The organism is Allopseudospirillum japonicum (genome assembly GCF_900108915.1).
GTDB classification, from domain to species: domain Bacteria; phylum Pseudomonadota; class Gammaproteobacteria; order Pseudomonadales; family Halomonadaceae; genus Pseudospirillum; species Pseudospirillum japonicum.
In genome coordinates this window covers 1-13,408 of the sequence record NZ_FNYH01000017.1, presented here as the reverse complement: position 1 = coordinate 13,408, position 13,408 = coordinate 1, and the positions used below count along the sequence as shown (strand labels likewise).

The window sequence follows — 13,408 nt, the reverse complement described above, 5'->3', positions numbered from 1 at the left end:
TACCTAGGAAGCGAATCTTGCACACGCAAGCTTGCGTTATTACATAAGGTGGGCCACTTGTGCCCACCTTGATTTGCAATTTGCGTTCACTTAGAGTGCGCTGATTTTCTGCAACTGCTCGGTGAGTTTTTGTTCTACCTGACGAGCATCATCCAGTTTTGCTTGTTCTTTAGCAACCACAGCCGCCGGTGCCTTATCGACAAAGTTCGGATTAGTAAGCTTGGTTTGCACGCGCTGGATTTCTTGTTGTAAGCGCTGGATTTCTTTATGCAAACGTGCCTGTTCCGCGGCTTTATCGACCAAGCCCGCCATAGGGACTAAAACTTCCATTGTCCCCACTACTTGAGTAACCGCAGGCGGTACTTCCTCTGCTTCTGCTAACCAACGTACACTGGCAAGCTTGGCTAATTTCTGCAAAAAGCGTTGATTTTCTTGTAAACGACGAGCATCTTGCACATCTCCTTGACGCAGGAGTACATCCAACGCCTTACCAGGTGGAATATTCATTTCCCCACGCAGATTACGCACTGCCAAAATGACAGCTTGCAACCATTCAATATCGGCAATGGCTTGTTCATCGATTTTACTGACATCGGCACTTGGCCAAGCTTGCGTCATCAAGGTTTCGCCGGCACAACCGGCTAAAGGCGCAACTTTTTGCCAAATTTCTTCCGTAATATAAGGCATCATCGGATGCGCAAGACGCAAGATGGCTTCTAAAACCTGCACTAGCGTTGCGCGCGTGCCTCTTAGTTGCGCCTCAGAAGCATCCTCATCCCATAAAACAGGTTTAGAGAGCTCTAAATACCAATCACAGTATTCATTCCAGATAAATTCATAGAGTGCTTGCGCCGCCAGATCAAAACGGAAATCTTGCAAAGCTTGATTGACTTGGATTTCAGTTTGTTGCAAACGCGCTTGAATCCAGCGATCTGCCAAGGAATAAGTACATTCGCCGCCAGCTTGTGCACAGTCTTGACCTTCCGTATTCATCAACACATAACGCGCAGCATTCCACAATTTATTACAGAAATTGCGGTAACCTTCAAGGCGGCCCATATCAAACTTGATATCTCGGCCTGTGGTCGCCAAGGATAAGAAGGTATAACGCAGCGCATCTGTGCCATGCGCTTCGATGCCTTCGGCAAATTCTTTGCGCGTAGCTTTTTCGATTTTTTGCGCTAATTGTGGCTGCATCATGCCTTGAGTGCGTTTGGTCACTAAGGTTTCTAACTTGATACCATCAATAATATCCAAAGGATCTAGTACATTCCCTTTGGATTTGGACATTTTCTGCCCTTGGCTATCGCGCACCAAACCGTGGACGTATACGGTTTTAAAGGGCACTTCACCGGTAAACTTCAAGGTCATCATAATCATACGCGCGACCCAGAAGAAAATAATATCAAAGCCAGTGACCAAAACATCCGTTGGGTGGAAGGTCTTAAGCTCAGGCGTTTGCTCTGGCCAACCCAGGGTGCCAAAAGTCCAAAGTGCTGAACTAAACCAAGTATCCAATACATCCTCATCTTGATGTAATTGGATTTCTTCACCTAGTTGATATTTCGCACGGACTTCAGCTTCTGTGCGCCCGACATAAGGGGTGCCTTGCTCATCATACCAAGCCGGAATTCTGTGTCCCCACCACAATTGGCGTGAAATACACCAGTCTTGAATATCCCGCATCCAAGCAAAATACATATTTTCGTATTGCTTAGGTACAAATTGAATCTGGCCTTCTTCTACCGCTTTAATCGCTGGTTCTGCTAAAGGCGCAATTTTGACAAACCATTGATCTGTTAATAAAGGCTCAATCACCACCCCAGAACGATCACCATAAGGTACCTTATTTGCATGGGCTTCGATTTTTTCTAGCAAGCCTTGCGCTTCTAAATCAGCTACAATACGCTCACGAGCTTCAAAACGATCTAACCCCGCATAAGCGGCTGGCAAGCTAGCATCCACATCCGTGACAGCCTCTCCGGTTAGAGTAAAGATCTGCGCTTGCGCACGAATTTTTGCCTCCGGCGTCATCACATTAATTAACACTTGTTGATGACGTTTACCCACTTCGTAATCATTAAAGTCATGCGCTGGGGTAATTTTGACACAGCCAGTGCCAAATTCTCGATCCACATAGGTATCTGCAATAATGGGCAAGCGACGCCCGACCAAAGGCAGATCCACATAGTGACCTATCAGATTTTGATAACGCTCATCTTCAGGATGTACGGCAACACAAGTATCCCCTAATAGGGTTTCCGGACGCGTGGTTGCAACGACTAAATAATTTTTACCTTCAGCCGTGGTAGCACCTTCAGCTAATGGATATTTCAAATGCCAAATATGACCTTGCTGATCACGGTTTTCCACTTCCAAATCAGAAATGGCAGTATGTAGCACAGGGTCCCAATTGACTAAACGCTTACCACGATAAATCAAACCTTCTTCATGCAAACGCACAAAGACTTCTTGCACTGCTTTGTAAAAACCATCATCCATAGTAAAGCGCTCACGGCTCCAATCAACCGATGCGCCCATACGGCGTAATTGCCGGGTAATTGTCCCGCCAGACTCCGCTTTCCACTGCCAGACTTTATCTAAGAAAGTTTCCCGCCCTAGTTGGTGGCGCGTTTGTCCACTTTCTGCAGCCAATTTACGTTCAACCACCATTTGGGTGGCAATCCCTGCGTGATCGGTCCCTACTTGCCATAAAGTATTTTTACCCTGCATCCGTTGCCAACGTGTTAGGGTATCCATCAGGGTATCTTGGAATGCATGCCCCATATGTAAGCTACCTGTGACATTCGGCGGCGGGATCATGATGCAATAGGGGGACCCTTGTCCACTGGGCGCAAAGTGGTTATTTGTCTCCCACTGTGTATACCAGTGCTTTTCAATCGCTTCGGGTTGGTAAGTTTTTTGCATAGCTAAGTGCGCCTCACAGCAGATTACACAGAAAAATTAAAATCTTATCTTACCAGATTTACCTCTGATATAGGCTTAAAACCCTAGGGATGGCTTGTGGTTGCCAATTTTTGATAGCAATGGGTAAAATCTCATCAATGCGTGCCGATTGCATGTGTGGATCAGGTGCTTGACCTAAAAGATGTAAAGCCTGATAGAGCAACTGGGGCGCCTGTGCTGGTATCAAAGCGGGGGCATGGTTTTGCTTACTGAGCTTTTGCCCATTGGCTGCTAAAACGACAGGTAAATGCAAATATTGGGGTTGTCGATAACCTAGGCGGTGTTGCAAATCAATTTGCCAAGGGGTACTTGTTAATAAGTCACTGCCACGCACAATATGGGTCATCCCTTGCGCCGCATCATCAAAGGTCACTGCAAGCTGATAAGCATAAGGCCCATCTTTGCGTTGCAAAACCACAGAGGTCAGCTGGCTAAGATCCCAAGTGTATACACCTTGGCATCGATCCTGAATTTGTACCTCACAAGTTTGTTCAGGCATCCGCAAACGCCATGCATGTGGTTGAGAAGTATCCGCCACCTGCTGCAAACACCAACCTGGGTAGATAGCATATCCAGCTAATTGTTTACGTGAGCAAGTACAAGCGAAGGCATCTTGCTGCTGTATGAGCGTGTGCATACACTCTGCATACAGGGCTTGGCGCTGGCTTTGGTACACAACTTCGCCATCCCAATACAGGCCAAAAGCTTCCAACGTACGTAAAATATCGGCCGCAGCCCCTGCTTGTTCTCGCGGTGGGTCGAGATCTTCAATACGTACATACCAAAGCCCTTGATGGGCCTTCGCATCTAAGTAACTGGCAAGGGCGGTGACAAGAGAACCAAAATGCAAAGGTCCTGATGGCGTAGGGGCAAAGCGGCCACGATACCCTTGATCAGGGAGAGGCAAGGGATAAGTTACAGATGAACGCCACATAGGGAACAAAGAAGGGTTTTAAACAAGGAAATAAAAGGCAAGGCAGATCCACCTTGCCTAGGTCGTAAGCACGTTTTTAGGTTAAGATCACTTACCTAACTGACGTTCTTTAATTTCTGCTAAACTCTTGCAGTCCACACACAAAGTTGCCGTTGGACGTGCTTCAAGACGACGAATACCAATTTCTACGCCACACTCATCACAGTAGCCATAGTCATCTTTTTCTAGACGATCTAGCGCACTGTTAATTTTACGAAGCAAACGGCGTTCACGATCACGCGCACGTAACTCTAAGCTAAACTCCTCTTCTTGCGTCGCACGATCTGCAGGATCAGGCAGATTCATCACGCCTTCTTGCATATGTTGCACAGTGCGCGTCATTTCATCTTGTAGTTCTTGCTTCCAAGACTGCAAAATTTGCCGGAAATGCGCTAACTGTTGCTCATTCATATACTCCTCATCTTTCTTCGCTTGATAAGGCGTAAATTTTTGCAAAATGTCGATGTGTTCTTGTGTCTGTGGCATACGGCTGCCCCCTATATTGATCCGTCCCTTTATGGGAGAGGTCACCAGAAAACCTGAGCTGCATCAGTTTTCTAGCCTTGTGAACTAGGCCCACAAGGATGTGCACCTAGCTTAAGAGTTTTGCTTATTTATAGGAAATAGCCTGCAAATGCAACTTTTGCGCAAAAATTTGACACCAAGCTGGTGCTTTTTTGATGCCCTTGCTATGACGTCTTGGGAAATCAAGCTAGCATTCTAGCGCAATTTTCTTTCCTCTATTGTTAAGGAGATCTTCTATCATGTCAGTTGCTGTTTCTTGGCGCACCCATTTGGCCGCCATCACGCTCACACTTGTCGCAAGCTTTCTCGGCACAAGTACACAAGCGCTTGCTGCCGAAACCTATACAGAAGGCAAAGAATACAAGCGTTTAGCGCAAACGGTGGCAACCCGAGTGCCAGAAGGTGAGCATGAGGTGGTTGCTTTATTTTGGTATGGCTGCCCCCATTGCTATCGCTTAGACCCTTACCTCAGTGCTTGGGCGCAAAAATTGCCCGCAGATGTTCATTTTGTCCATTTACCCGCAGTGCTGAATCCTTCTTGGGAACTGCATGCGCGTGCTTATCATGCCGGTGAAGCCCTTGGCGTCCAAGATAAAGCCCATAAGCTCTTGTTTGATCACATTCACCAAGAAGGGCAACCCATGGCTTCGGAACAAGCCTTAGCTGACTTTTATGCTGATTTGGGTGTAGATAAAGAAACCTTTAAAAAGACTTTGTATTCCTTTGGAGTGGAAAGCCAACTGCGCCAACAAGCGGCACAAGTACGCGCTTACCGTGTGATGGGAGTCCCTGCGGTGATTGTTGATGGCCAATATCTTATTGATATTGGTTCCGCCGGTGGGGAAGCAAAAGTCACTCAAGTTATTGATTATCTGTTACAAAAAGATTAAATACTTGCGTTTTCTCACGCCCGTTTTCTCACGCCTATGATGGACACAAAAAAACGCCTTCTTTTGGAAGGCGTTTGTGTCTTATTCCTAATTAAGAAAAGCGCTTACTCACCCGCAGGTGCTTCTTCTGCACTGGCTTCTTGGGTAGCTGGCGTCACTTCTAACAATTCCACTTTAAAAATCAGGGTTTCGTTAGGACCGATAGGGCCGCCTGTCCCCCCTTGGCCATAAGCAAGTTCTGCTGGGATATAGAGCATCCAAGTCGAACCGGCTGGCATCATCTGCAAGGCTTCTTGCCAACCTTGAATCACTTGATTCACCTTAAAAGTCACAGGCTCGCCACGTTCATAGGAGCTATCGAAGACTTCACCACCAATCAAGGTCCCTTCATAGTTGACCTTCACTGTATCTTCTAAACCTGGTTTAGCGCCTTCGCCCGCGCTGACAATTTTATATTGCAAGCCAGATTCTGTGGTTTGAATGCCTTCTTTATCCGCATTTTCTGCAAGAAAAGCTTCGCCTTTCTCTTTATTGGCTTGGGCTTGCTTTTCAAATTCTGCTTGTTGCTCAAGCATTTTTTGCTGCTGGAAGGCTTGGAAAGTCGCCTGAGCTTCTTCCTTGCTCATCTGTGGCTCAACGCCTTCGTAAATGTCACGGATGGCTTGGCTATAAGCTTCGATATCCAGATCATCCACATTAGACTTTAGCTGATGCCCCATAATGACCCCAAGGGTGTAACCGAGGCGGCTTTCTTCAGTTTCAAGCTTCAGTTGCTCAGCGAAGCCAACATTTGCGGTGAATGAGGCAGCGAGTGTACCCCCTAAAACTGCGGCAGAAAGAAGTTTTTTCATTAAAGGTCCTTACTATGACAAAATCAAATAGGCAGTAAAGGCTGCTTGCTTACAAAATGCGTACTTGCCTTTAGGTGTACTTTGGACAGGCATTAGGGTAAAAAATTGCTAACGCGCATAGGTAGAGACATCTTCAGTGAGTTGTTGACGCTCATGGGTTAAATCTCGTACCTCTCGCGCATTGTGCAAAATTAAGGCGGCATCTGGCAAGGAGGGCGTTTGTGTATCCATCGCCGATGGCACGGATGACATGGGCTCATGCTGATCTGCAGAGGTTGACCTTGCTTGTGAAGTGACAAGATTCAAATGCGCTTTTGGGGCTTCTTGCGCTTGACCTGCTAAAGGTGGCGTATCAGAAAAATGCCAACGTCCCGTTTCATCCTGCCAGCGGTAGATTTTTTGTGCCGGTGCAGGTGCCTGAGAAGAAGCGGGTGTTGATGTAGAAAAATGGCCTGACGCAGAAGAACCTGAAGCCTGCGGGGTATCTTCTGCCAACCAATCTTGCCAGCGCATCAAAGGGCGCCCATCTGGACCTTTTAAGGCCATAGGTAAAATCATGGCCAAAACAAGGAGCATTAACATCAACTTCAGCATGAGTTTCATCAGACGTTCTCGCTGGCATAAGCCTCTAAAATACGATTTGCACATTCATTTACCAAAGGCCCTTCCAAGGTCACGCCAAGGAGGACCTCAAGAGAAGGGCGCGCAATGGATTGCCCAGCTGGAAAACAGGTGACTAAATTAGTGCATAAAGCCCCGTGACGTTGGGAAACTTTCTGCATTCCCTGTTCTTGCTGATAACAATAATATAACAAGGCTTGTTCTTGTTGTTCTGCGAGCAATTCGGCTTTTTGAATTAATTGATATAGAGAAGACACTGGGCTTTCTGGTAATTCAAGTGCGAGGCGTTTTAACTCACGTCTTTGCGCACGCAAACTTTGGGTATATTTTTGTTGCCAAGCGCGCACGCCTTGACGCGCCCGCTCCCAATCCTGCGTAAAAGCAAAACGTTGCTGCGCTAGCCAAAGAGCAAATAAAAGCTCATTGACAGAGGCCCCTGTAGTGTCTTGTAAGTGGAGACAAGCGCGCTCAATACTGGGCAAACGGTAAAGGCGCAATGAAAAGCGCCAAAATGGGTTATCATAATCTAACTGCACAGGCACTCCTGCCTTTTTCATCTATTTTCAATCATACCTAGAGCAACCCGCTCTCAGGGCAACCACGCCAAGATTTTCCAGGAATACCACATCATGATGACACTAGAGCAAGTCACTCTGCAACGGGGTACCCAGACTTTACTAGAAAAATGCAATCTCAGCCTACATTTGGGGCAAAAAGTCGGGGTTTTAGGCAGTAATGGTGCCGGAAAATCGAGCCTCTTTAAACTCTTGCTTGGTGAGTTACAAGCAGATGCTGGCCAAGTTTCTATTGCCGCAAAAACACGCATCGCGCATATGGCGCAAGAAGTAGAAACCTTAGAACGTCCTGCACGAGAATACGTGTTGGATGGTCATCACACCTACCGACAAGTACAAGCGCAACTTGCCGTGGCAGAAAAAGCACACAATATGCAAGCCATCGCCCATTTGCATAGCCAACTTGATGATTTAGATGCTTATCGTTTGCCCAATCAAGCCGAAGAGCTCTTGCTAGGTTTAGGCTTTCAGATGCAACAAATGCAACAGCCCGTCTCTTCTTTTTCTGGCGGTTGGCGAATTCGCTTAAATTTAGCGCGTGCTCTTTTGCAACCTTCGGAAGTTCTCTTGCTCGATGAGCCAACTAACCACTTGGATTTAGAAACCACTTTATGGTTAGAATCTAAATTGCGCCAATACCCTGGCACCTTGCTGTTGATCTCGCATGATAGAGACTTTTTAGATGCCGTCGTTGATCATATTGTCCATTTTGATCAGCAGCAACTGGTCCTTTATACAGGCAATTATTCCGCGTTTGAGCGTGCCCGCGCTGAGCGTTTAGCCCAGCAAGCCGCCGCTTATCAGCAGCAGCAAGCACAAATGGCGCATATGCAACATTTTATTGATCGTTTCCGTGCCAAAGCGACCAAAGCCAAACAAGCACAAAGCCGGATTAAAGCCTTAGAGCGTATGCAAAAAATTGCACCGGCACATGTGGATTCACCTTTTAGTTTTGAATTTCCCGCTGCGGATAAAACCTCTTCCCCTTTAATTAACCTGCATAATGCCAGCCTTGGCTATCAGGAACAGACTCCTATCTTGCAAAGGGTGAATTTAAGCCTCTTACCTGAGCAAAGAATCGGTTTGCTTGGCCCCAATGGTGCAGGCAAATCAACACTGATTAAATCCTTAGTAGGCCACTTGCCCTTACTTGAGGGGCAGGAGGTGCGTGGCGAACATCTTTACATCGGTTATTTTGCGCAACATCAATTAGAAGCCTTGGATTTAAAAGCGTCTGCCTTGCTGCATATTCAGCGTCTTAGCCCACAAGCTAGCGAGCAAGAAATCCGTAGTTTTCTTGGCAGTTTTGGTTTTCATGGGGAAGAGGCTACCGGTAGTATTCAAGGTTTTTCTGGTGGGGAAAAAGCCCGCTTAGCCTTGGCCTTGATTGCATGGCAGAAACCGAATTTGCTGCTTCTGGATGAGCCAACCAACCACTTAGACTTGGATATGCGCCATGCGTTAGATATTGCACTACAAGCCTTTAGTGGCACTGTGATTCTGGTTTCCCACGATAGGCACTTGTTACGGGATACGGTGGATACATTTTGGTTGGTGGCGAATGGCCAAGTAACAGAATTTAAAGGAGATTTAGACGATTACCAAGCTTGGGCGAAAGAAGGTCAGCAGCCAGCACCTAGTATAACAACAACAAGGGAAGTGAAAGAAGATCGCAAAGAAGCCCGGCGGCTGGCGGCGCAAAAGCGGGAAGCTTTACGGCCACTCAAACGCCAGTTGACCCAAATAGAGCACCAGATGACCCAAGTACAAGAGGCGGTAGCCGAGGTAGAAACCCAACTGGCAGATGCGGATCTGTACACCAATCCGCAACGCAAAACCGAATTACAACAGCGATTAAAACAGCAAGGTGAATATCAAGCCCAGTTAGAAACCCTAGAAACCCAGTGGCTCGAAATCACCGATACCTTAGAAAGCGCTGAAAGCGAATCCTTAAACTAAAACAGCTAGGTAACTATATGACCCAGCATCCTGTTTCTACACCCACTTGGGCACAGCGCCTAGACAACATCCAACCTTTCCATGTGATGCGCTTACTGGCCGATGCCCAAGCTTTGGCCGCGCAAGGGCGCGATATTATTCATTTGGAGGTGGGAGAACCAGACTTCCCCACCCCCGAACCTATTATTGCAGCAGGGCAAGCAGCATTGGCTGCAGGCCACACACGATACACGCCAGCTGCCGGTTTACCTGCATTGCGTCAAGCCATTAGTGATGATTATGCACAGCGTTTCCAAGTACAGGTTGCGCCCGAACGTATCTTTGTTACCCCAGGGGCATCAGGGGCGTTATTACTCGCTAGCGCCTTGACGGTTAATCCAGGGATGCAAGTGATGATGGCAGATCCAACCTATCCTTGTAATCGTAACTTTATGGCACTGATGGGTGGACAAGCCCAGTTAATCCCTGTCGATGCCAGTACAGATTTTCAGCTAAGTGCACAGCACATCGAGCAACATTGGCAAGCCAATACAGGCATGTTAATGCTGGCATCCCCAGCCAATCCCACAGGGACTTTAGTGACCCCACAACATCTCGCCCAGATCAGCCAAGCGGTGCGCGCGCGGGGTGGTCATTTATTAGTAGACGAAATTTACCAAGGTTTGACTTATGACGTGCCAGATCATACCGCGTTAGCAACAGATGCGGATGCTTTAGTGATTAATAGTTTTTCCAAATATTTTGGCATGACCGGCTGGCGTTTAGGTTGGTTAGTAGTCCCAGAAGGGGCACAAGCGGCGGTAGAGAAATTAGCACAGAATATTTTTCTTGCGCCTTCTACCCCTGCGCAATATGCAGCCTTGGCCGCTTTTACCCCAGAAGCTCAGGCAATTTTACAGCAAAGACGGCAAATTTTAGCCGAGCGCCGTGATTATCTGGTACCTGCATTACGTGCTTTAGGTATGCAAGTCCCTGTGATGCCGCAAGGTGCCTTTTATGTATATGCAGGGATTGATCATTTAACGGAAGATGCCATGGCTTGGTGCCAAAACTTACTGAATACTCAAGGGGTTGCCGTCACACCCGGCTTAGATTTCGGTGTACAAGGGGCACGTCAAAGTATTCGGCTTGCCTATACTTGTGATTTACCGAGATTGGAAGAAGCGGTACAGCGTATCCGAGATTTTATTGCTTAGCTCTTGGTTTTCCTCACCCTTTGGGTGAGGGACGTCAAGCCCCATCTCTATCCTTTGTGAAGACAACAGGGATGGGGAGCGTCAAGTTTGCTTATTAATCCGCAAAAGCTTCAGCATCATAATCAAAATCAGCTTCTGCTGAGTTTGCAAAAGGATCTTCTTCCAAACGCCCATCTTGGATTAAAAATTGGCGTCTTTGTAGATAGGCATCTTTTAAAAATAAGTACTTATCACCTTGGATTAAGCCCTCTTGGTTCAAATACTGGGCACGGGTTTGCACCGTATCTAATGCAAGGGCGACATTTTCCGCACTTTCATGCGCATCCATATGGCGGATTGGGGCAAGGTAGGCATCTGGCGCTAGGCTCAAAGCATGGGTTAATTGATAACCGCCTAACAAAGGCAATACAACATAAGGCCCTTGGGGGACGCCCCAAACCGCTAAGGTTTGGCCAAAGTCTTCATCATGGCGCTGCCAGCCAAAGGGTGTAGCCACATCAAAAATCCCAAAAATCCCTAAAGTGGAATTCATCAGAAAACGACCACTATCTTGCGCAGCCTGTTGGAATTTACCTTGTAACAAGGCATTGGTTGCGGTTTTTACATCGCCTAGATTATTGAAAATATTAGCAATACCTTCTTGTGCTAACTCAGGTGTCACCCATTGATAGCCTTGCGCCAAAGGACGCAGAACGTAAGTATCTAGAGTATCGTTAAAGCCAAACATGGCCCGATTGTAAGTTTCTAGCGCAGAATCGGCTTCTTCTTGTTGTGGCGCTTTTTGTGCACCTGCGCATCCACTAAGCAAGCTAATTGCCACTAATCCCATCATAAGCTGCCGCAGCATGGTCGTATTCCTTATCCGTTAGATTATTTGGAGGCGTTTGCTAATTCTTGTGCCAATTCTTGGCTACGGGTGACTGCGGCTTGTACTGCATCTTGATAGATTTGACGAAGACCAGCAGCTTCAAAACTTTGAATCGCGCGCTCCGTTGTTCCCTTAGGTGACGTCACCCGACGTCTCAGCTCAGCCACATCCACTGTATTTTCACAAGCCATTCGTGCAGCCCCTAAAGCGGTTTGCAAACTGAGTTGGCGTGCAACTTCAGGGGTTAAACCTTGTGCTTCGCCCGCAGCGGCTAAGGCTTCCATTGCAAGGAAGAAATACGCAGGGCCACTACCTGAGATACCTGTGACTGCATCAATTAAGGCTTCCTCTTCCACCCATAAACTAATACCAACCGCTTGCATCAGCGCTTGCGCACTGGCTTTTTCTTCCTCGGTCACCTGTGCATTCGCGTATAAACCGGAAGCTCCTGCACCTACTAAAGCTGGGGTATTGGGCATACAGCGTATTAAGGGTAAATCTTGTGCGCCTAACCAATCGCCCAACATCTCTAAAGTTACGCCGGCAGCAATGGAAATAATTAACGGGCGCTGCTGGCGTGCCAATGCACTTAATTCTTGGCACACTTGGCGCAAAATTTGTGGTTTAACTGCTAATACCCAAATCTCGGCCTGGCGCGCCACCTCTAAGTTTGATGTTTGCGTATGAATCCCATACGTTTGTTGCAGTTCTGCGAGGATGCTCGCCTCTGGGTTCGAGGCATAGATAAGATCCGCAGCCAGCCCTTGTTGACGTAAGCCACCAATAATGGCATTGGCCATATTCCCCGCACCAATAAAGGCTAAACGCTTTTGTAATACTTGTGCCATATGTGCTCCCTATAGCGAAAACCAGCTCAAAACCAGCATGATAGCAGATCTGGTAAAGTCAGGGATCACCCACACAAGGGTCAGCCTTACCGCAGCAAATAAGAAGGTTATTCTTATGAGAATAATTTGCATCTTTTCTAGGCTTTGCTTAGTATGCTCACTTTGAGAAATACACAGGCGAATGCCCTAGGTGTTTGTTTCAATAGTACTTTTAAGATTCAAGGAGAGGCTGTTTGAGCTTATCTGCTGATGTGGGCATTCATCTTCCGCCAAGCACTTTATTAGCTTTGTTAGAGGGGCGCGGTATCGCAGCTGAATACCAACCCATCATGGACGTACGCCACCTAACGCCTATCGGTTATGAGGCCTTGGCCCGTTTTCGCTGTCCACAAGGGCAAAACCTACGTCCTGATTGGGTGTTTCAAGCTTTGCATACCAGTCCGCTGAGCTTATTCCAAATGGAATATCGGATTAAGCAGCACCAAGTTCAATATGCACCCCAGACCCAGGCACTCTTTTTAAATATCGATCAGGATGCGTTTGAAGTCTTTCTCAGTGAACCTGAACATCCCTTAGTGGATTTGGTAGCTACTTGTCCGCAAGCTGTAGTGGAAATTATCGAAAATAGCTCCGTCAGTGATGCGCGTTTAAGTATTGCCATGCTAAAACGTTTTGGCAAAGCCGGTATCCCTTTAGCTTTGGATGATGTGGGTGCGGAGGATTCTTTAGTGGCTTTAGATGTCCTTGCGGGCGTGCGTTATATTAAGCTAGCACGCGATTGGTTAGTGCGTTGGCAAGGTGGACAAGCCCGTCATCTATTGCAGCATTTGATTCAATTTGCCCATGCCACAGAAAAACAAGTGATTTTAGAAGGGGTAGAAACTCAGCAGCACCTCGATTGGGCACGCGAATTACACATCGACTATGCACAAGGTTTTTTATTTCGTAGCGCCTTTGTACAAAGCCCTGCCACTGCTTAACCTAGATCTTCAGTGGACCTAGGCAGCTGACACTCCCCGCCCGCCGCGCTTCGCGCTTTGGGCGAGGGTTCTTGAGTCACCCCGAGAACCTTCCTGTTTCGTCACGCCTTCACTAGACAGTGGCTTAGGCCGCTGTCCCCGCTCCAGTCGCTCCA

The 13,408-nt window shown here is 47.3% G+C and carries 12 protein-coding genes; 4 read left to right on the top strand and 8 right to left on the bottom strand.

Annotated elements, in window-relative coordinates:
• Positions 1-90: 90 nt before the first annotated feature.
• From BMX05_RS11785 to dksA, 3 genes are all read right to left on the bottom strand, one after another.
• Positions 91-2,928, bottom strand: a complete 2,838-nt coding sequence (locus BMX05_RS11785; RefSeq protein WP_093312302.1) for a valine--tRNA ligase — start codon at positions 2,926-2,928, stop codon at positions 91-93.
• A gap of 58 nt (positions 2,929-2,986) precedes the next feature.
• On the bottom strand, positions 2,987-3,901 hold the full coding sequence (gluQRS, locus tag BMX05_RS11780; RefSeq protein WP_093312299.1) for a tRNA glutamyl-Q(34) synthetase GluQRS: 915 nt from the start codon (positions 3,899-3,901) through the stop codon (positions 2,987-2,989).
• 87 nt (positions 3,902-3,988) lie between these two features.
• Positions 3,989-4,426 (bottom strand): RNA polymerase-binding protein DksA, encoded by a 438-nt coding sequence (gene dksA / locus BMX05_RS11775; protein ID WP_093312297.1) that lies wholly within the window; start codon positions 4,424-4,426, stop codon positions 3,989-3,991.
• Positions 4,427-4,704: 278 nt separating this feature from the next.
• Between dksA and BMX05_RS11770 the strand changes: the two genes are divergently transcribed.
• Positions 4,705-5,355 (top strand): thiol:disulfide interchange protein DsbA/DsbL, encoded by a 651-nt coding sequence (locus tag BMX05_RS11770; protein ID WP_093312294.1) that lies wholly within the window; start codon positions 4,705-4,707, stop codon positions 5,353-5,355.
• A gap of 104 nt (positions 5,356-5,459) precedes the next feature.
• Here BMX05_RS11770 and BMX05_RS11765 read toward each other — a convergent pair whose 3' ends face one another.
• From BMX05_RS11765 to BMX05_RS11755, 3 genes are all read right to left on the bottom strand, one after another.
• On the bottom strand, positions 5,460-6,206 hold the full coding sequence (locus tag BMX05_RS11765) for a BamJ family beta-barrel-assembly machinery protein (RefSeq protein WP_093312290.1): 747 nt from the start codon (positions 6,204-6,206) through the stop codon (positions 5,460-5,462).
• A gap of 108 nt (positions 6,207-6,314) precedes the next feature.
• Positions 6,315-6,809, bottom strand: coding sequence for a DUF4124 domain-containing protein (locus tag BMX05_RS11760; RefSeq protein WP_177166900.1), 495 nt, complete (start codon positions 6,807-6,809; stop codon positions 6,315-6,317).
• The gene (locus tag BMX05_RS11755) at positions 6,809-7,363 is read right to left on the bottom strand and encodes a TIGR02444 family protein (protein ID WP_177166899.1); all 555 of its coding nucleotides are present in this window, start codon (positions 7,361-7,363) and stop codon (positions 6,809-6,811) included. Before BMX05_RS11755 ends, BMX05_RS11760 begins: the two co-directional genes overlap by 1 nt.
• Positions 7,364-7,456: 93 nt before the next feature.
• On the opposite strand from BMX05_RS11755, the gene BMX05_RS11750 reads away from it, so the two are divergent.
• Positions 7,457-9,361: an ABC-F family ATP-binding cassette domain-containing protein gene (locus BMX05_RS11750; RefSeq protein WP_093312280.1), complete on the top strand. Its 1,905-nt coding sequence runs from the start codon at positions 7,457-7,459 to the stop codon at positions 9,359-9,361.
• A 17-nt stretch (positions 9,362-9,378) separates the two neighbouring features.
• Positions 9,379-10,557 carry a pyridoxal phosphate-dependent aminotransferase gene (locus BMX05_RS11745; RefSeq protein ID WP_093312278.1) on the top strand — a complete coding sequence of 393 codons (1,179 nt, stop codon included), beginning with the start codon at positions 9,379-9,381 and terminating at the stop codon, positions 10,555-10,557.
• A 94-nt stretch (positions 10,558-10,651) separates the two neighbouring features.
• Here BMX05_RS11745 and BMX05_RS11740 read toward each other — a convergent pair whose 3' ends face one another.
• Both BMX05_RS11740 and proC read right to left on the bottom strand, forming a co-directional pair.
• Positions 10,652-11,404 carry an MlaA family lipoprotein gene (locus BMX05_RS11740; RefSeq protein WP_093312274.1) on the bottom strand — a complete coding sequence of 251 codons (753 nt, stop codon included), beginning with the start codon at positions 11,402-11,404 and terminating at the stop codon, positions 10,652-10,654.
• A 23-nt stretch (positions 11,405-11,427) separates the two neighbouring features.
• Entirely contained in the window at positions 11,428-12,273 is an 846-nt protein-coding gene (gene proC / locus BMX05_RS11735; RefSeq protein WP_093312271.1) for a pyrroline-5-carboxylate reductase, read from the bottom strand.
• Positions 12,274-12,506: 233 nt separating this feature from the next.
• On the opposite strand from proC, the gene BMX05_RS11730 reads away from it, so the two are divergent.
• Positions 12,507-13,253, top strand: coding sequence for an EAL domain-containing protein (locus BMX05_RS11730; protein WP_245710716.1), 747 nt, complete (start codon positions 12,507-12,509; stop codon positions 13,251-13,253).
• The last annotated feature ends 155 nt before the right edge of the window (positions 13,254-13,408 follow it).